The following is a 17,326-nucleotide window of genomic DNA, read 5'->3' as shown; positions in this document are numbered from 1 at the left end:
TGGTTTTGCGGCGGAGATTAGGATGGGGTGCGGGCGAGGGCAACCGGGCCGGGCGCACTTCGGGCTGAGCCGGATGCAGGGTCTGCGCGGGGCTCGGCTTCGCACTGTCGAAGAGCGGGCGGCGGAACCGACCACCGGAGGCAGGCGGCGCAAATCCTGCATTGCAAGGAATGAACACTGCCGGTTTGGCGGCTGCCTTCCGTCTCTCCCGGCGGCGGTCGCCCTCAGGCGGTTTCGTCCAGAAATCTTCCCGCTACCGCCCAGTCGGAAGTGTCGACGTCGCAGAAAACGACATGGACGCTTTCGGCCGCGCACCCACAATATTCCATCATCGCGCGCGTGACCGCGTCGGCGACGTTCTTTTTCTGCTCCTTGGTGCGTCCGGCGGAAAGCTCGATGCGGATCATGGGCATGCGATTGTCTCCGCAGTTGGAAAAATGGCGATGGTGCAGCCGACTAGCGGCGCCTGCCGGAGCCGGAGGCCCGTGTGCCACCTTGCTCCGCCGCACACCGCTCCGCCGCCAGTGCGTGCAAATGCCCCATCCGCGCCGCGGTGTACTGGAAGTCCCCTGACAGCGCCGATGCCGCGGCGACGGTGCGGCCTTGTTGGGCGGCGCGTTTGGCGTCGAGCGCGGCTTCGGCCGGCGCGGCGATCAGCTCGCCTATCGGGAGCACCGTGTTCGCGGCGTTGCGGACCGCGCGCAGCGCTTCGCGGGCCTCGCGATCGGCCTTGGCCGCGGCGTTGCTCGCCGAGACCGTGCCGTTGAGGCGGTCGAGCCCGCCCCCGATGCTCTGCTCGAGCGCGGCCAGCTCGGTGCGGATCGCGGTGCAGTCGAGATCCTTGTCGCCCGGTTTGGCCGGATCGATCGCGCGCTGCGCCGTCGCGTGGTCCATTGCCGCGGCATAGGCGTCCTGACCGCGCGCAGCGGCTGCGCTCGGGGCGAGCGGCAAGAGGGTCAGCGCCCAGCGGAATGCGGAATGGATTGGTGGCATCGCGGTGTCTCCCGGTTCGGGGGAGCGTGCGCGTTCGTCGGGCGATTGCCAGCGCGGGGCGACGAAGGTGGCGCGTGGTTCTGCGAAGCGGGATTTTCGGGACTGCGGCGTTCGTGACTCTGGGCTCCTGCTTTCGCAGGAGCACCGGGTGCGTCAGAGGCCGCGCTTGGCCGCGACCACGGCCTGGTCGAGCGCCTGCAGGAAGCGCGAGCGGTCGGTTTTGGCGAAGGGCGCGGGGCCGCCGAGCTGATCGCCGCCGGCGCGCAGATCGGCCATGATCGCGCGGGTCGCGATCGCGCCGCCGATCGAGCTGGTGGTGAAGGGCTTGCCGGTGGGCGCGAGGACGCGCGCGCCGGCCTTGAGCGCGCGATCGGCGAGGAGGATGTCGGCAGTGATCACGATCGCGCCGGGTGCCGATTGTTCGGCGATCCAATCGTCGGCGGCGTCGAACGCGTCGCTGACCACCTGCCGGCTGAGCAGCGGGTGCGCGGGCACGCGCAGATGCTGGTTGCTGACCACGACCACGGGGATCTCGTGGCGGAAGGCGACCTTGTAGATCTCCTCCTTCACCGGACAGGCATCGGCATCGACGAGGATGCGCGGGCGCACCCCCGTGCTCACCCGCGCGGCGGACCCTTGCGGTGCGGCTTGGCCTTGTAGGGGGTCTGCGGACGGCTCGGGTCGTGGCGGCGCGGCGCACGGGCTTCGCCCTGCTGCGGCGGACGGGGGCCGCTATGATGCGAGGGGCGGCCGCCGCCCTGACGGGGGGCACCACCACCGCCGCCGCCATGCTGGGGCGGGCCTTCGCGCGACGGCTCGATGCGGACGTCTTCGTCGCCCTCGGCGGTGCGCTGCGCGGCCGAGGCGAACTTGGCGGCGATGGCGCGCGGAACCTGGAAATAGGTCTCGTTCGGGCCGATGCGGATTGCGCCGATCTCGTTCTTGGTGATGTGGCCGCGGCGGCAGATCAGCGGAAGGACCCAGCGGGGATCGGCGTTCTGGCGGCGGCCGATGTCCATGCGGAACCAGGCGATGTCGTCGAAGCCGGGGCGGTGGCGCTCCTGCTGCGCAGCACGACGCGCGTCGGGCGTCTGCTCGATCAGCTCCTCGGGCTCGGGCATCGCGGCGCGGTGGGCGCGGACCAGCGCGGCGGCGATCTCCTGCGGCGACTTCTCGGCGAGCAGGCGCTCGGCCAGCGCCAGATCCTCCTCATCGGTCTCGACCGGGGCGAGCATCGCGGCGAGCAGGCGCTCGCGATCATTGGCGCGGATCGCCTCGGGGGTGGGCGCCTCGATCCACTCGGCGTTGATCCGCGCGCCCTTGAGCATCATCTCGACACGGCGGCGGCGCGGATAGGGGACGAGCAGGACCGCGGTGCCCTTCTTGCCGGCGCGGCCGGTGCGGCCCGAGCGGTGCTGGAGCGCCTCGGCGTCGCGCGGCAGCTCGACATGGATGACGAGGCTGAGCGTCGGCAAGTCGATGCCGCGCGCGGCGACGTCGGTGGCGACGCAGACGCGGGCGCGGCGATCGCGCAGCGCCTGGAGCGCGTGGTTGCGCTCGGACTGGCTGTGCTCGCCCGAGAGCGCGACGGCGGAGAAGCCGCGCTCGACCAAAGTGGCGTGAAGGTGGCGGACATTGTCGCGCGTGGCGCAGAACAGGATCGCGGTCTCGGCCTCGTGGAAGCGGAGCAGGTTGATCACCGCATGCTCGGTGTCCGAGGGCGAGATGGTGACGGCCTGATAGGCGATGTCGCCATGGCCGCGCTCCTCGCCGACGGTCGAGATGCGCAGCGCGTCCTTCTGGTAGCGCTTCGCCAGCTGGACGATCGGCTTGGGCATCGTCGCCGAGAAGAGCAGGGTGCGGCGAGTCTCGGGGGCGCCGTCGAGGATCGCCTCGAGGTCGTCGCGGAAGCCCATGTCGAGCATCTCGTCGGCCTCGTCGAGGACGACCGCGCGCAGGGCCGAGAGGTCGAGCGCGCCGCGCTCGAGATGGTCGCGGAGACGCCCGGGCGTGCCGACGACGATGTGCGCGCCGAAGTTGAGCTGGCGGCGCTCCTTCGAGGCGTCCATCCCGCCGACGCAGGTGGCGATCCGCGCGCCGGTGGGGCCGTAGAGCCAGATCAGCTCGCGGCTGACCTGCAGCGCGAGCTCGCGGGTGGGCGCGATGATCAGCGCGTGCGGCTCGCGGGTGGGGGCGATGCGGCCGTCCTCGCCGAGCAGCTCGCCATGCATGGCGAGGCCGAAGGCGACGGTCTTGCCCGAGCCGGTCTGGGCGGAAACGATGAGGTCGCGGCCGGCTGCGTCGGGCTCGATGACCGCGGCCTGGACGGCGGTGGGCGTGGCATAACCACGCGCGGCGAGCGCTTCGGCGAGAAGCGCGGGAAGATCTGCAAATGACATGGAAAGCCGCAGATGGGCGCGAAGTGGCCGCGGGGCAAGGAAATTCGTGCCCGCGATTGCAATTGCAAGGCGCCGGCCGCAAGGTCGTTTCGAAGCCGCAAGGAGTTTGCGTGCAGTCGATCTGCCTAGACGCTGAAATGACTGGCGATTTGCCCGGGGCGGGGAGCCAAAGCGCAAATGGGTCGTTACGCTTGCGAGAGGGCCGGGGTTCGCGGCTCCTGAGGAGGCGCGTGCGTAAAGGGGTGACAGCGGTGTGGTTTGCCGCGCTGGCAGGGACGGCGTTCCTGCCGGGCGTTGCGTGTGCGCAAGTTTCGGACCCCGGGCCGGGGCAGGGCGCGCCGGTCAAAAAGCTGCCCGACAGCGATCCGCAGGAGACGCAACAGGCCCAGCAGGGCGCGCCGCAGGACGAGGCGATTGTCCCCGATGCCGAGTTCGAGGCAGCGCTGCCCAGGCTGAGCGACGACATCAACGCGCCGCTCGAGCCGATCCCGGACATGGGCAAACCGCCGGTGACCCAGCCGGCGACGCCGGGGAGCGTGACCAGCCAGATCGAGAGCTTCCCGCCGCCCGCCGCCGAAGCGCCCGAATTCGCCCAGCCGCTGATTCCGCTCGCCGAGTTCAAGGTCGAGCCGGTCAAGATCGAAGGCGTCGACGACGAGAAGGTCACCACGATCCGCTACACCGTGGCGGTCGAGGGGCTCGACAAGATCGGGCTCGAGGACAAGTTCCGCGATCTCTCCGCGCTCGAGGACGGCGACGGCAAGGCGGCCAACGCGGCGATGGTCGCGGCGCGGGCGCGCGAGGACGAGAAGCTGGCGGTGCGGCTGATGCACTCGCTCGGCTATTATGACGGCACCGCGATCTCGACGATCGAGCAGAACCCGAAAAATTCGGGCAATGTCCGCGCGACGATCACCGCGACGCCGGGCGCGCTCTACCGGCTCGCCAAGGTCGAGGTCGTCAGCACGCCCACCGTGCCGCCGGGGCTGCTCGACCGCGAGCTCAACCTCAACCCGGGCGATCCGATCCAGGCCGAGCGGGTGCAGGGGGCTGAAGCCAATGTCAGCCTGAGACTGCCGCAGCAGGGCTATCCGTTCACCAAAGTCGGCGACCGCGACATATTGCTCGACGAGGAGACCCACACCGGCGACTACACGCTGCCGGTCGAGCTGGGGCCGCGCGCCTCGTTCGGTGCGATCGTCACCGAGGGCCGCCGGCAGGTGTTCGACGTCGACCACATCAACATCCTGCGGCGCTACAAGCCCGGCCAGCTCTACGACAGCCGCAAGGTCGACGATCTGCGCGAGGCGCTGATCGCGACGAGCCTGTTCTCCACCGTCTCGGTCGAGCCGGTGCGGACCGGCGAGGTCGGGCCGGACGAGACCGAGGTGGTCGATCTGCTGGTCCGCCAGAATCGCGGCCGCGCGCGCACGCTCGCGGCCGAGGTCGGCTACAGCACCGGACAGGGCTTCCGCGCCGAAGGCAGCTGGACGCACCGTAACCTGTTCCCGCCCGAAGGGGCGCTGATCGCCAGCGCGATCCTCGGCACGCAGGAGCAGGGCGTGACCGGCACCTTCCGCCGCTCGAACGCCGGTCAGCGCGATCGCACCTTCCAGGCGAGCGCCTCGCTCAACCATTCCGATTTCGCGGCGTTCGAATCCTACACCGGCTCGGTGGCGGTGCGCTGGTCGCGCGATTCCACGCCGATCTGGCAGAAGCGCTGGACCTATTTCTACGGCGCCGAGATCGTCGGCTCGAACGAGGACCGCTACAATTTCAGCGCCGGCGGGCGCGATCGCGGCACGTGGCTGATCGCGGCGCTGCCGACCTTCATCGGCTATGACGCCTCGGACAATCTGCTCAACCCGACGCGGGGATTCCGGCTCAAGGCCAATGTCAGCCCCGAGACCTCGGTGCGCGGCGCGGCGCGCCCCTATGCGCGGCTGATGGTGGAGGGAACCGTCTATTACCCCGTCTCGTCGAGCATCGTGCTAGCCGGACGCGCGCGGGCAGGATCGATCCCCGGCGTGGCGCGCGACGACCTGCCGCCCTCGCGACGCTATTACGCCGGCGGCGGCGGATCGGTGCGCGGCTTCGGCTATCAGGAGCTCGGTCCGCGCTCGCCCGACGGGCGGCCGGTCGGTGGGCGCGCGCTCAACGAGTTCGCGATCGAGGCGCGCTATCGCTTCGGCAATTACGGCATCGTGCCGTTCGTCGACGCCGGGCAGGTCTATGAGGGGATCTATCCGACGCTGCGCAACATGCGCTTCGGCGCGGGGATCGGCGGGCGGCTCTACACCAATTTCGGGCCGCTGCGGGTCGACGTGGCGACGCCGATCGCGCGCAAGCCGGGCGAATCGCGGATCTCGCTCTACATCTCGATCGGGCAGGCCTTCTGATGGCGACCGAGCCGCCGCCGCCAGAAGCGATCGACGCCGCCGACGTGCCGGCCGAGACCGTGATCGTCGAGCGCCGTCCGGTCTGGCAGCGCGTGGTCAAATGGGGCGCGATCGCGCTCACCGCGGTGGTCGTCGCGCTCGGGCTGCTTGTCGTCGGGCTCAACACCCAGCCGGGGCGCGATTTTGTCACGAAGCAGATCAACCGGCTGAGCCTCGCCTCGGGGCTCAACTTCCGGGTGGGCAGGATCGAGGGATCGCTGTTCGGCGCGATGAAGCTGCGCGACGTGCAAGTGCGCGACACGCAGGGGACCTTCGCCACCGCGCGGGAGATCGACGTCGACTGGCGCCCGTTCGCCTATCTCCGCAACCATGTCGACATCCGCAGCCTGAGCAGCCCCGAGATACGCCTGCTGCGGCGGCCGGCGCTCAAGCCCTCGACCGATCCCAAGGCGCCGCTGCTTCCCGACATCGACATCGATATCGGGAAGCTCGACATCGCGCGGATCGACATCGCGCCCGCGGTGAGCGGGCAACGGCATATCGGCCGGCTGCAGGGCAGCGCGCATCTCTCGGGCGGCCGCGCGCAGATCACCGCCAATGGCGCGACGATCGCGGCGCCCGGCGTGCCCGGCGGCGATACGCTGACGCTCAGGCTCGACGCCGTGCCCGAGCAGAACAAGCTCGACATCGAGATGAAGCTGAGCGCGCCGGCGAACGGGCTGGTCACCGGGCTGATGGGGCTCGCCCAGCCAGTGGCGTTCGACGTCGACGGCAACGGCAATTGGCGCAGCTGGCAGGGCAAGGCCCGCGCGACGCTGGGCGGCAAGCCGATCGCCGACCTGGCGGTGGCCGCGCAGAATGGCCGCTTCCAGGTGCGCGGGCCGACCTGGCCGGGGGTGTACATGCAGGGGCCGGTCGAGCGGCTGGCAACGCCGCAGCTCGACGTCGCGCTCGACGCGGTGTGGCGCGATCGCGCCGCCGACGGCGTGCTCAAGCTCCGCTCGCGCGCGCTTTCGGTCGAGGCCAAGGGCATCGTCGATCTCGGGCATAACCGCTTCCGCAACCTCAACATCGACGCGATGCTGCTCACGCCGGGTGCGATCGCACCCAATCTCAACGGGCGATCGGTGCGTGCCGCGCTCGCGCTGGACGGGCCGTTCAACACGCCGGTGGTCGACTACAAGCTGAGCGCGGCCTCGCTCGGCTTTGGCGAGACGATCGTCGAAGGGCTCCAGGCCGAGGGCCGGGCGCGGGTGGATGCCGATCGCATCCTCGTGCCGATCCGCGCCCGCGCCGCGCGGGTCTCCGGGCTCAACGCCGCGGTCGGCGGGCTGGTCACCAACCTCTCGATCGCCGGTGATCTTGCGATCTCCGGCGACCAGATCCTGTCGGACAATCTGCGGCTACGCTCGGACCGGGTCGACGCCACCGCGATCATCGCCGCCGATATGGGCCGCGGCCGCTACACCGGCGCGATCAAGGGGCGGATCAACAATTACGCGATCAACGGGGTCGGCGTGGTCGACCTCAAGACCGATGCCGAGCTGTTCGCCGCACGCGATGGCGGCTGGGGGATCCGCGGGCATGTCGCCGCGGAGACCCGCAAGCTGACCAATCAGGGCGTGCGCAATTTCCTCGGGGGCAACGCGGTTGCCTCGGCACGCGTCACGCTGGGCCCCAGCGGGGTGATCGCGGTGGAGGATATCCGGCTGCGCGCCCCGCAATTCCGCGTCCTGCGCGGCTCGGGGCGCTATGACCCGGCAGGGCCGATCCTGATCAACGCCGATGCCGTCTCGACGCAATATGGCCCGCTGACGGCGCGGGTTTCGGGCACGATGAACGCGCCGGTGGTGCTGCTGCGCGCACCCAAGCCCGGCCTCGGGGTGGGGCTGGTCGATCTCGAGGCGAAGATCCACGGTCGTGGCAATGCCTGGGCGGTCGAGGCCAGCGGCGGCACGAAATACGGGCCGTTCAATGCCAATGTCCTCGTGCGGACCGGCCGCACGCTGGCGATCGACATCGAGAGCGCGCGCTTCGCCGGCATGGATATCGCCGGCAATCTCCAGCAGACCGAGGCGGGGCCCTTTGCCGGCCGGCTGACCTTCGAAGGATCGGGCGTGGTCGGCAGCGCCGAGCTCGCCGCGCAGGGCCGCTACCAGGCGGCGAAGATCGATGCGCGCGCGCTCAACGCGAGGATCCCCGGCGACGCCGAATTGACGATCGGACGCGCGCTGGTCTCGGCGAACGTCGTGCTCACCGAAACGCCGCAGATCGTCGCGGACGTGCAGATCGCCAATCTGCGCAGCGGCCAGTTCGTGCTCAAGACGGCGCGCGCGAAGATCGACTATCAGGGCGGCAACGGCACCGCGCAGGCGGTGGCGACCGGATCGTCGGGTGTGCCCTTCCAGATCGCCGCCAATGCGCGGCTCTCGCCCGAGCAATGGCTGGTGGCGCTGCAGGGCCAGGGCAGCGGCATCCGCTTCCACACGGTCAACCCGGCGCGCGTCCAGATCGCCGGCGATACCTACAGGCTGCTGCCGACCCAGATCGATTTCGATCGGGGCAGCATGCGGCTGGCGGGGAGCTACGGCGCCGGAATCGCGCTGCAGGCGCGGCTCGACAAGCTCGATCTCGCGGTGATCAACGGCTTCATGCCCGGGCTGGGCGTCGACGGGACGGCGAGCGGCAGCCTCGACTTCGCGCAGCCAGATCCCGACGCGTTCCCGAGCGCCGACGCGCGGCTGGAGATCGACAATTTCACGCGATCGAGCCTCGCCACCGTGTCCTCGCCGGTGGATGTCAGCTTCGTCGGCAAGCTGCTCCCGGACGGCGGCGACGCGCGTGCGCTGATCAAGCGCGGCACCACGACGATCGGCCGGGTGGTGATGACGCTGCGCCCGCTCGGGCCGGGCGCGGGGCCATGGACGGAGCGGCTGATGGGCGCGCCGCTCTCGGGCGGCATCCGCTACAACGGGCCTGCCGCAGTGCCCTTCTCGCTGGCGGGGCTGACCAACCAGCACCTCACCGGGGCGATCGGCATCGCGGCGGACTTCACCGGCCGGGTGCGCGAGCCCGATCTCACCGGCGTCGTGCGCGCCGACAATCTGAGCTACGGCAACGAGACCTACGGGACCAAGATCACCAATCTGAAGATCGCCGGCCGCTTCTCGGACGACGAGCTGATCCTCGATCAGGCGAGCGGCCGCGCCGGCAGCGGGACGATCACCGCGCAGGGGCGGATCGGCCTCTCCGCCGCGAACGGCTATCCGATCAACCTCGTTGCCGAGCTCAACAACGCCCAGCTCGCGCAGAGCGATGCGCTCGGCGCGACCGCGACCGGGCGGATCACGGTGGTGCGCAACCTGCAGGAAGCCAAGATCGAAGGCCGGCTGACCATCCCCGAGGCACGCTATGAGATCATCCGGCAGGGCGCCGCCGAAGTGCCCGAGCTCACCGGAATCCGGCGTCGCAGCGAGATCGCGGCGGACGGCCCGGCACGCCCGGCGCCACGGCCGCAAATGAGCAGCGTGTTCGATCTCGATCTGCGCCTCGTCGCCGCCAACCGGCTGTTCGTATCGGGCATGGGGCTCGAATCCGAATGGAGCGCGCGGGTCTTCGTGCGCGGCACCACCGCGGCGCCCGAGGTGCGCGGCTCGCTCGAGATCGTCCGCGGCACCTACAGCTTCGCCAGCCGCCGCTTCGAAGTCACGCGCGGCAACATCCGCTTCGAGGGATCGCAACTGTCGAACCCGAGCATCGATGTCGAGGCGAGCACGACCGCCGAGGGCATCACTGCGATCATCGACATCTCGGGTACCGCGCAACGGCCCAATATCGCCTTCACCTCCTCGCCCAGCCTGCCGCAGGAGGAAGTATTGGCGCGGCTGTTCTTCGGGACCAATGTGACCAATCTCTCGGCGACCGAGGCGATCCAGCTCGCCGCGGCGGTCAATTCGCTGAGCGGCTCGGGCGGCGGGCTCAATCCGCTCGGCCAGCTGCGCTCGGCGACCGGGATCGACCGGCTCCGCATCCTCGGCGCCGACGATACCAGCGGGCGCGGCACGTCGCTCGCTGCGGGCAAGTACATCACCAGCGACATCTATATCGAGATCATCACCGACGCGCGGGGCTTCACCGCCACCCAACTCGAGATCGCGCTGACCCGCTCGCTGAGCCTGCTCTCGCAGACCGCGTCGTTCGGGGGATCGAGCGTGAGCTTGCGGTACTCGCGAGATTATTGACGCGGGTCGCGATGGCGGCTTGATTGCCGGACGCCCGGCTGTTTACAACGATGTAAATAGCCGGGCGCGGAGAGGCGAATGACCGAGCATTTCGACGTCGTGGTGGTGGGGGCCGGGATCTCCGGCATCGGCGCGGGCTGGCATCTCCAGGCCAATAGCCCGGCACGCAGCTATGTGATCCTCGAGGGCCGCGACCGGCTCGGCGGGACCTGGGATCTGTTCCGCTATCCCGGCATCCGCTCTGACTCGGACATGTACACGCTCGGCTTCTCGTTCAAACCCTGGACCGACGCCAAGGCGATCGCCGACGGGCCGTCGATCCTGCGCTATCTCGACGAGACCGCGCGCGAATATGGCATCGACCGGCACATCCGCTATGGGCACCGGGTCAAGCGCGCCGACTGGTCGAGCGCGGACGCGCGCTGGACGGTGGTGGCGGAGCAGGACGGCGCGGAGCGGCGCTTCACCTGCAGTTTCCTGTTCATGGCGAGCGGCTATTACAATTATGCGCGGGGGCATGCGCCCGCATTCGCCGGGATCGAGGACTTCAGGGGCGAGATCGTCCATCCGCAATTCTGGACCGACGCGATCGACTATGCCGGCAAGCGGGTCGTGGTGATCGGCAGCGGCGCGACCGCGGTGACGCTCGTCCCCGAGCTGGCGAAGCAGGCGGCGGCGGTGACGATGCTCCAGCGCTCGCCGACCTATATCGTCGCGCGGCCCTCGGAGGACGGGATCGCCAACTGGCTGCGCGGCAAGCTGCCGGCGAAGACCGCTTATGGACTGACGCGGTGGAAGAACGTGCTGCTCCAGCAATATTTCTTCCGCGCGATGCGCAAGCGCCCCGAAAAGGCGAAGCAGGCGATCGTCGACATGGTGCGCAAGGAGCTGCCCGACCACGACGTCGATACCCATTTCACCCCGCGCTACAATCCGTGGGATCAGCGGCTCTGCCTCGTGCCCGACGCCGATCTGTTCGCGTCGATCCGCGAGGGCAAGGCGCAGGTGGTCACCGACACGATCGACCGCTTCGTGGCGAACGGGATAAGGCTGGCGTCGGGCGAGACGCTCGAGGCCGATCTGGTCGTCACCGCGACGGGGCTCGAGATCCAGCTGCTCGGCGGCGCGGTGATCAGCGTCGACGGCGTGGCGTTCGAGCCGGCGAAGCACATGACCTACAAGGGCATGATGTTCTCCGACGTGCCCAATTTCGCGATCTCGTTCGGTTATACCAACGCCAGTTGGACGCTGAAATCGGACCTCACCGCCAATTATGTGACGCGGCTGCTCAATGCGATGAAGCGGCGCGGGATGCGGCAAGTGACGCCGCGGGTGGAGGGGCCGCTCGAGGCGGCGCCGTTCCTCGATTTCACGTCGGGCTATGTCCAGCGGGCCGCGGGGCAGCTGCCGCGGCAGGGGACGCGCAAGCCGTGGCGACTCCACCAGAACTACACGCGCGACGTGATGGCGCTCAAGTTCGGCGGGATCGATCAGGAGATGGAATTCTCCAATCCCGAGCCGGCCAAACAGGCTGCGGCCTAGACCGCGAGCAGCGCCTTCGCGGCCGCGACGCCGCTATTATACGCGCCATGGACGGTCGAGAATTCGCCCGGCGAGCAGGCTTCGCCGGCGAAGCGGATGCGCGGGTCGATCGGCGTGGCGAGGATGCGGCGCGCTTCCGCGCGGCCTGGCAGCGCGTGGCTGTAGCCGCCGAGGATGTGATCCTCACGACCCCAGGCCGAGCCGGCGACGAAGCGGAGCCGCTGGCGCCAGTCGCTGCCGAGCAGGCCTATGAGCTCGCCGATCGCGAAGGCGGCGGCGCCGTCGAGGCCTTCCTTTTCCATCGCGCGTGCGCCTTCGCCGCCGAGCATGCATTCGACGATTGGTCGGCCGAACGGACGCAGCGTGTAGGTGCCGGTGCACGCGTTGCGCGGATCGCCGAGCAGATGGGCATTGGCGTCGATGTCTTCCCCACCGTCGAGCGCGAAGAATAATTTGTCGGCGAGGCCGAGCGGCAGCTCCGCGGCGGCGTGGAGGATCGCGTCGTGGCCGGGGAGGCGGAGCGCGCCGCTGGCGAGGACATTGGTCGAGACCGTGACGATCGCGGCGCCCGCGGTGATCGCGCCGCGCGGGGTCTCGATGCGGACCTTCGTGCCCGACGCATCGATCGCGGTCACGGGGGTGGCCAGCGCGACGCGCAGGCCCGCGGCGTGCGAGGCGACGAGCGCGCCATAGCCCTCGCTCACGCGCCAGTCGATATTGAGCGCGGCGTCGTCATAGGCGCGCCAGTCAGTGACCGACATCTCGCGCGTCGGCGCGCCGTTGATATAGCCCGAGAGCGCGTCGAGCGCCGCGTTCCATTTTCCGTCGGCGGGAAGCAGATCGGAGGCGCGGTCGCTCGGCGGAGGTGTTTCCATCGCGTGCTGAAAGGCCTCGAACGCGGCCCACATCGCTTCCTGTTCGGCCTGTGTGAAACCGAGCCCGCGCCATTGCTCGCCCCAGCGCGGGCGCGTGCGGCAGATGCTGAAGCCCTGCGCCTCGGCGATTGCGACCCATGGATTCTTCGGCGCCGAATGGAGCCAGCCGGCGCCGAGATCGATCGGCAGCCCGGCGACATGGACGGTATGCGCCCGCCCGCCGAGACGATTGCTCGCCTCGACGATCAGCACCTCGCGTCCGGCGTCGGCGAGCGTGCGCGCCGCGGCGACTCCCGCCGCGCCGCCGCCGATCACTGCAAATTCTGTCTCGTGCATCGCCGATCAACGTGGCTCAGGCGGAACGGCTCCGCAACAATGCCGATCGCAGGCATTCGCACACGAGCTCGTCGCGCTGGTTGTGCATCTGATGCCGCCACGTGACGATGCCCTGGCCCGGGCGCGACTTGCTCGGGCGCAGCTCGATCACTTCGGAAGAGGCGTGGAGCGTGTCGCCGAGGAACACCGGCTTCGGCATCACCAGCTTGTCGTAGCCGAGATTGGCGACCAGCGTCCCCGCGGTGGTGTCTCCCACCGTGATCCCGACCATCAGGCTGAAGGTGAAGGTGCCGTTGACGAGGATCTGGCCGAATTCGCTCGCCCGCGCCGCCTCGGCGTCGATGTGGAGCGGCTGGGTGTTGTGGGTGAGGGTGGAGAACAGCAGATTGTCGGTCTCCGTGACCGTGCGGCGGAGATCGTGCTCGATGCGGTCGCCGACCTGCCATTCGTCGTAGAAGCGTCCGGCCATTGGTCTCAGTCCCTCAGATGCAGTTTCATGCCGACATGGCTCTGAACGAAGCCGAGCCGAGCGTAGAAGCGATGCGCGGCGGTGCGCGTCGCGGTGGAGGTGAGCTGGATCAGCTTGCAGTCGCGGGCGCGCGCCTGATCGACGGCCCAGCGGATCATTTGCTCGCCGAGCCGCTGGCCGCGCACGTCGCGCGCGATCCGCACCGCCTCGATCTGCATGCGCCATGCGCCGCGGAAGGAGAGGCCGGGAAGGAAGCTCAACTGCATCGTCCCGACCAGGCGGCCGTCACGTTCGGCGGCGACGAGGATCTGGTTGGGATCGGCCGCGATCGCGTCGAACGCGGCGAGATAGCGCGGGTCGAGCGGTTCGCGCGGGTCTTCGCGATGGCGTGCGGTCTCGTCGTCCCAGAGCAGCGCGACGATCGCCGGCAGTTCCGCGCGCGTCGCCGGGCGCATCGTCAGGGTCATTCGGCCTTCTCGATCCGGACGAGCAAAGCGCCCTCGCTGACCTGCGCGCCAGCGTCCGCGTTGAGTTCGGCGACCACGCCGTCGAACGGCGCGACGAGGCCATGCTCCATCTTCATCGCCTCGAGCGTGACGAGGCGCTGACCCTTGCTGACCGAGGCGCCCGCGGCGATCTCCACCGCGGTGACCCGGCCCGGCATCGGCGCGAGGATCGCGCCGTCCGCCACGGCCCCGGCGCCGGCGTGCCGCGGCGCATTGAGCGAGAAATAATAGGTCCTGCCGCGCTCGATCGCGAGCACGCCGGCGCCGCGCGTCCAATGCGCCACGGTGCCGTCGGCGCTGCCGATCCGGCCGCTATAGCCATGCGCGCCGTCCCACAAGCGTATCTCGCGGCGATCGGGCGCGTTGAGCCGGAAGCCGACGCAGACCGTCCACGCGTCGACGCGCGCGTCCGGCCGGGCGACATAGCGCAGATCGGGCAGCATGCCGGCCTGCTCCGCGAGGCTGTTGGCCGCCGCATCGAGAAGCTGCTGCGAAGGCGTGGGCGGTGCAGTCAGCGCGTCGAGATGCTGGCCGATGAAGCCGGTATGCACCGCGCCGTCCGCGAACGCCGGATGGTCGACGAGGCGGTAGAGGAACGCCGCGTTGTTGCGCAGCGGCCAGGTGGTCAGCCGGTCGAGCCCCGAAAGGAGGTCGGCGCGCGCGCCGTCGCGATCGCTGCCATGCCCGATCACCTTGGCGATCATCGGATCGTAGAAGGGGGTGACGACGTCGCCGGCGACGACGCCGGCGTCGACCCGCGGATAGCCGGCGGGCCGGAACTCGCCGACGATGCCGGTCTGCGGCAGGAAGCCGTTGTCCGGATCCTCGGCATAGAGCCGCGCTTCCATCGCCCAGCCGTGGATCGCCAGTTCGTCCTGCCGCAGCGGCAGCGGCTCGCCGGAGGCCACGCGCAACTGCCACTCCACCAGATCCTGCCGGGTGATCTCCTCGGTCACCGGATGCTCGACCTGCAGCCGCGTGTTCATCTCCATGAACCAGATGCGATCGGCGCGCAGGCCCGCGCTGGCGTCGGCGATGAACTCGATCGTGCCCGCGCCGACATAGTCGACCGCCTGCGCAGCGCGCACCGCGGCGGCGCAGATCGCCTCGCGGGTCTCGGGATCCATGCCGGGGGCGGGGGCTTCCTCGATCACCTTCTGATGGCGGCGCTGGAGCGAGCAGTCGCGCTCGAACAGATGGACGACATTGCCGTGGCGGTCGCCGAATATCTGCACTTCGATATGGCGCGGCGAGAGGACGTATTTCTCGAGCAGGACGCGATCGTCGCCGAACGACGAGGCGGCCTCGCGCTGGCAGCTGGCGAGGGCGTCGGCGAAGTCTTCGGGCGCATCGACGCGGCGCATGCCCTTGCCGCCGCCACCGGCCACTGCCTTGATCAGCACCGGATAGCCGATCGCGTCGGCCTCGGCCTTGAGCCGTTCGGGCGACTGGTCCTCGCCGAGATAGCCCGGAGTCACCGGCACGCCGGCGGCGATCATCCGCGCCTTGGCGGCGTCCTTCAATCCCATCGCGCGGATGCTGTCGGGATTGGGGCCGACCCAGACCAGCCCGGCGTCGAGCACGGCCTGCGCGAAATCGGCATTCTCGGAGAGAAAGCCATAGCCGGGATGGATCGCCTCGGCACCGGTCGCGCGCGCGGCGGCGAGGATCTTGTCGCCGACCAGATAGCTTTCGCGCGCCGGCGAGGGGCCGATATGCACCGCTTCGTCAGCCTGCCGCACGTGCAGGGCGCGGGCGTCGGCGTCCGAATAGACCGCGACGGTGCGGATGCCCATGTCGCGCGCGGTGCGGATGATCCGGCAGGCGATCTCGCCGCGATTGGCGATGAGGAGCGAAGTGATCATGGATGTCGTTCCGGAAAGCCGTGGCGCTCGGCGAGCGCGGCGAGGAGCGCTTCGATCTCGTTGGCGAAGCCGTGGCTGCCATCTTCTTTGGCCCAAACCAGCGCGGGGAGGTTCTGGTTCGCTTCGCCGATCGCCGCGACCACCGCGGTGCGCGGGCGCGGCCATGGCACGCGGATCACGTCGAGGTTCGCCGCGCGCTCGGGGAAGGTGGCGAGCAGGCCTTCGATCGTGATGCAATCCTTGCAATAGAAGACGCGTTCGCCGCCATATTCGGGATCGGCGAATTCGTGCTCGAGCAGGAACAGCGTGTCGCGGCTCATTGGCCCGGGCACCCCGTGGTGCGGCGCGACCAGGTGACGTTGAGGATCTTCCACGTCCCGTTCTCGCGGACGAGATCGAAATGGTTGACGCCGCAATGCGCGACCTTGCCATCGATCAGGAAGACATAGTCGCCCCAGGCCATGGCGATGTCGCCGTCGACTTCGATCGCGGGGCTCGGCATCCGCTCCTCGAACCGCTCCGCGCCCGGCTTGAGCGTGGCGGCGAAATCGGCCCAGCTACGGCCGTTCACGACCGCGGTACCGTCGGGCCTGGTGCCCGCAGCGGTGGCGCGGCCCTCGGCACGGACGAAGGGAAGCGCCGCCTGGCCATCGCGCTTCGCGATCGCGGCGAACAGGCCGGTGATCGGGGCCATCACTGCTGCTTCCTCCGAGGCGGGCGGGGGCAGGGCGGTGCCCTTGACGATCGGGGCGACGGGGGTGGTTTGCGCCAGCCCCGGAAGGGGAGCCAGGACGGCGAGGGCAGCTGCGACAACAAGCTTCATTGCGGACCTTTCAATTCCTCCCCGAGCTTGTCTCGGGGAGGGGGACCATGCGAAGCATGGTGGAGGGGCAGGCGCGATGTTCAGGGATCGATCGCCGAGGGGGAGCAGGCGCGCAGTGCGGCAAAGCCGGGCGCGGCGTCGCGAAATGAGTCTGCCGGAAGTACTGCTCTGGCAAGTCCTGCGAAAGAGACCCGACGGCCTCAAATTCCGGCACGAGCATCCCACCGGAGAATTCAGTCTCGATTTCTATTGCGGTGACGCCCGGCTGGCGATCGAAGTCGACGGCGACGCGCATGGTTTCGGCGCGCGACCGGCGCGTGACGCGCGTCGGGATAGCTGGCTCGCGGTATGCGGGATCGTGACCTACCGGGTGCCGGCCGTCGAGGTTCTGCGCGATCTCGACATGGTCGTTCGCGGAATAGTGGCCGAGGCGCGTTCGCGCCTGCCCCCCCACCACCCGGCTGCGCCGGGCGGTCCCCCTCCCCGAGACAAGCTCGGGGAGGAATAAGAAGGGTCTGGCGCTAGCCACGGGAAAAGTCCGTCTTGCAGGCGTCGAGCGAAGCATATTCGCGCCCAAATCGCCATGTGCCGCCGTCGAGGTCGCCGACCACCATTGCGATGCGCCGGAATTTTGCGGCCGAGACTGGATCGACGGCGATGAGGTCGAAGCAAATCTCGTTGGCGCCGGACCAGTCGGCGCGGTGTTGCACAAGGAGTCGCTTGCCCGGGTAATGTCCCTCCAGCGCGGCCTGGATCTTCCGCTCGGTCGCGATACCCGTCGAAGCCCATGCAACGCCGATGATCAGGGCGATTGCACCTGCGCAAAGGGCGACCAAGCCGCCCAACGTCCAGCCGATTGCGCGCAGGACCGCCAAGGC

Annotated in this window: 15 protein-coding genes; 4 read left to right on the top strand and 11 right to left on the bottom strand. The window is 69.4% G+C overall.

Going from position 1 to position 17,326, the window contains the following annotated elements; all coding sequences use genetic code 11:
- Window positions 1-224: 224 nt before the first annotated feature.
- The 4 genes from E5A74_RS07680 to E5A74_RS07665 form a co-directional block, all read right to left on the bottom strand.
- Entirely contained in the window at window positions 225-407 is a 183-nt protein-coding gene (locus tag E5A74_RS07680; protein WP_206365798.1) for a tautomerase family protein, read from the bottom strand.
- Window positions 408-456: 49 nt separating this feature from the next.
- The gene (locus E5A74_RS07675; RefSeq protein ID WP_166745684.1) at window positions 457-993 is read right to left on the bottom strand and encodes a hypothetical protein; all 537 of its coding nucleotides are present in this window, start codon (window positions 991-993) and stop codon (window positions 457-459) included.
- A 153-nt stretch (window positions 994-1,146) separates the two neighbouring features.
- Window positions 1,147-1,614 (bottom strand): YaiI/YqxD family protein, encoded by a 468-nt coding sequence (locus E5A74_RS07670; RefSeq protein ID WP_240699717.1) that lies wholly within the window; start codon window positions 1,612-1,614, stop codon window positions 1,147-1,149.
- Entirely contained in the window at window positions 1,611-3,392 is a 1,782-nt protein-coding gene (locus tag E5A74_RS07665) for a DEAD/DEAH box helicase (RefSeq protein ID WP_135983648.1), read from the bottom strand. Before E5A74_RS07665 ends, E5A74_RS07670 begins: the two co-directional genes overlap by 4 nt.
- 230 nt (window positions 3,393-3,622) lie before the next feature.
- On the opposite strand from E5A74_RS07665, the gene E5A74_RS07660 reads away from it, so the two are divergent.
- The 3 genes from E5A74_RS07660 (at window position 3,623) to E5A74_RS07650 (ending at window position 11,574) form a co-directional block, all read left to right on the top strand.
- The gene (locus tag E5A74_RS07660; protein ID WP_240699716.1) at window positions 3,623-5,791 is read left to right on the top strand and encodes an autotransporter assembly complex protein TamA; all 2,169 of its coding nucleotides are present in this window, start codon (window positions 3,623-3,625) and stop codon (window positions 5,789-5,791) included.
- Entirely contained in the window at window positions 5,791-10,032 is a 4,242-nt protein-coding gene (locus E5A74_RS07655) for a translocation/assembly module TamB domain-containing protein (RefSeq protein WP_135983646.1), read from the top strand. The genes E5A74_RS07660 and E5A74_RS07655 overlap by 1 nt, the downstream gene beginning before the upstream one ends.
- A gap of 78 nt (window positions 10,033-10,110) precedes the next feature.
- Window positions 10,111-11,574, top strand: a complete 1,464-nt coding sequence (locus E5A74_RS07650) for a flavin-containing monooxygenase (RefSeq protein WP_135983645.1) — start codon at window positions 10,111-10,113, stop codon at window positions 11,572-11,574.
- On the opposite strand, the gene E5A74_RS07645 is transcribed toward E5A74_RS07650, so the two are convergent.
- The 6 genes from E5A74_RS07645 to E5A74_RS07620 are packed head-to-tail and all read right to left on the bottom strand — an operon-like array spanning window position 11,571 to window position 16,448.
- The gene (locus E5A74_RS07645) at window positions 11,571-12,785 is read right to left on the bottom strand and encodes a flavin monoamine oxidase family protein (RefSeq protein ID WP_135983644.1); all 1,215 of its coding nucleotides are present in this window, start codon (window positions 12,783-12,785) and stop codon (window positions 11,571-11,573) included. The two genes, E5A74_RS07650 and E5A74_RS07645, sit on opposite strands and share 4 nt — an antisense overlap.
- A 16-nt stretch (window positions 12,786-12,801) precedes the next feature.
- On the bottom strand, window positions 12,802-13,254 hold the full coding sequence (locus E5A74_RS07640; protein WP_135983643.1) for a MaoC family dehydratase: 453 nt from the start codon (window positions 13,252-13,254) through the stop codon (window positions 12,802-12,804).
- Between the two features lie 5 nt (window positions 13,255-13,259).
- Window positions 13,260-13,721, bottom strand: a complete 462-nt coding sequence (locus tag E5A74_RS07635) for a GNAT family N-acetyltransferase (RefSeq protein ID WP_135983642.1) — start codon at window positions 13,719-13,721, stop codon at window positions 13,260-13,262.
- Complete coding sequence (locus E5A74_RS07630; RefSeq protein WP_135983641.1) at window positions 13,718-15,625, bottom strand: acetyl/propionyl/methylcrotonyl-CoA carboxylase subunit alpha; 1,908 nt, start codon at window positions 15,623-15,625, stop codon at window positions 13,718-13,720. Before E5A74_RS07630 ends, E5A74_RS07635 begins: the two co-directional genes overlap by 4 nt.
- Complete coding sequence (locus tag E5A74_RS07625) at window positions 15,622-15,945, bottom strand: DUF3088 family protein (protein WP_135983640.1); 324 nt, start codon at window positions 15,943-15,945, stop codon at window positions 15,622-15,624. Before E5A74_RS07625 ends, E5A74_RS07630 begins: the two co-directional genes overlap by 4 nt.
- Window positions 15,942-16,448, bottom strand: a complete 507-nt coding sequence (locus E5A74_RS07620) for a nuclear transport factor 2 family protein (RefSeq protein ID WP_135983639.1) — start codon at window positions 16,446-16,448, stop codon at window positions 15,942-15,944. The genes E5A74_RS07625 and E5A74_RS07620 overlap by 4 nt, the downstream gene beginning before the upstream one ends.
- A gap of 76 nt (window positions 16,449-16,524) precedes the next feature.
- Here E5A74_RS07620 and E5A74_RS07615 point away from each other — a divergent pair, with 76 nt between their 5' ends.
- Window positions 16,525-16,956 carry an endonuclease domain-containing protein gene (locus tag E5A74_RS07615; protein ID WP_135983638.1) on the top strand — a complete coding sequence of 144 codons (432 nt, stop codon included), beginning with the start codon at window positions 16,525-16,527 and terminating at the stop codon, window positions 16,954-16,956.
- Between the two features lie 13 nt (window positions 16,957-16,969).
- Here the strand turns inward: E5A74_RS07615 and E5A74_RS07610 are convergent, their stop codons facing one another.
- On the bottom strand, window positions 16,970-17,323 hold the full coding sequence (locus tag E5A74_RS07610; RefSeq protein WP_135983637.1) for a hypothetical protein: 354 nt from the start codon (window positions 17,321-17,323) through the stop codon (window positions 16,970-16,972).
- Between the last annotated feature and the right edge of the window lie 3 nt (window positions 17,324-17,326).

Origin of the sequence: Sphingomonas naasensis, from assembly GCF_004792695.1 — a bacterium.
GTDB lineage: Bacteria > Pseudomonadota > Alphaproteobacteria > Sphingomonadales > Sphingomonadaceae > Sphingomonas > Sphingomonas naasensis.
This window is presented reverse-complemented; position numbering and strand designations above follow the sequence as displayed.

Bases quoted from the DNA above. Each gene is read 5' to 3' on its own strand.
- E5A74_RS07655 (WP_135983646.1), top strand. From the start codon at position 5,791: ATGGCGACCGAGCCGCCGCCGCCAGAAGCGATCGACGCCGCCGACGTG.
- E5A74_RS07680 (WP_206365798.1), bottom strand. From the start codon at position 407: ATGATCCGCATCGAGCTTTCCGCCGGACGCACCAAGGAGCAGAAAAAG.
- E5A74_RS07625 (WP_135983640.1), bottom strand. From the start codon at position 15,945: ATGAGCCGCGACACGCTGTTCCTGCTCGAGCACGAATTCGCCGATCCC.
- E5A74_RS07620 (WP_135983639.1), bottom strand. From the start codon at position 16,448: ATGAAGCTTGTTGTCGCAGCTGCCCTCGCCGTCCTGGCTCCCCTTCCG.
- E5A74_RS07675 (WP_166745684.1), bottom strand. From the start codon at position 993: ATGCCACCAATCCATTCCGCATTCCGCTGGGCGCTGACCCTCTTGCCG.
- E5A74_RS07630 (WP_135983641.1), bottom strand. From the start codon at position 15,625: ATGATCACTTCGCTCCTCATCGCCAATCGCGGCGAGATCGCCTGCCGG.
- E5A74_RS07640 (WP_135983643.1), bottom strand. From the start codon at position 13,254: ATGGCCGGACGCTTCTACGACGAATGGCAGGTCGGCGACCGCATCGAG.
- E5A74_RS07645 (WP_135983644.1), bottom strand. From the start codon at position 12,785: ATGCACGAGACAGAATTTGCAGTGATCGGCGGCGGCGCGGCGGGAGTC.
- E5A74_RS07650 (WP_135983645.1), top strand. From the start codon at position 10,111: ATGACCGAGCATTTCGACGTCGTGGTGGTGGGGGCCGGGATCTCCGGC.
- E5A74_RS07615 (WP_135983638.1), top strand. From the start codon at position 16,525: ATGTTCAGGGATCGATCGCCGAGGGGGAGCAGGCGCGCAGTGCGGCAA.
- E5A74_RS07665 (WP_135983648.1), bottom strand. From the start codon at position 3,392: ATGTCATTTGCAGATCTTCCCGCGCTTCTCGCCGAAGCGCTCGCCGCG.
- E5A74_RS07635 (WP_135983642.1), bottom strand. From the start codon at position 13,721: ATGACCCTGACGATGCGCCCGGCGACGCGCGCGGAACTGCCGGCGATC.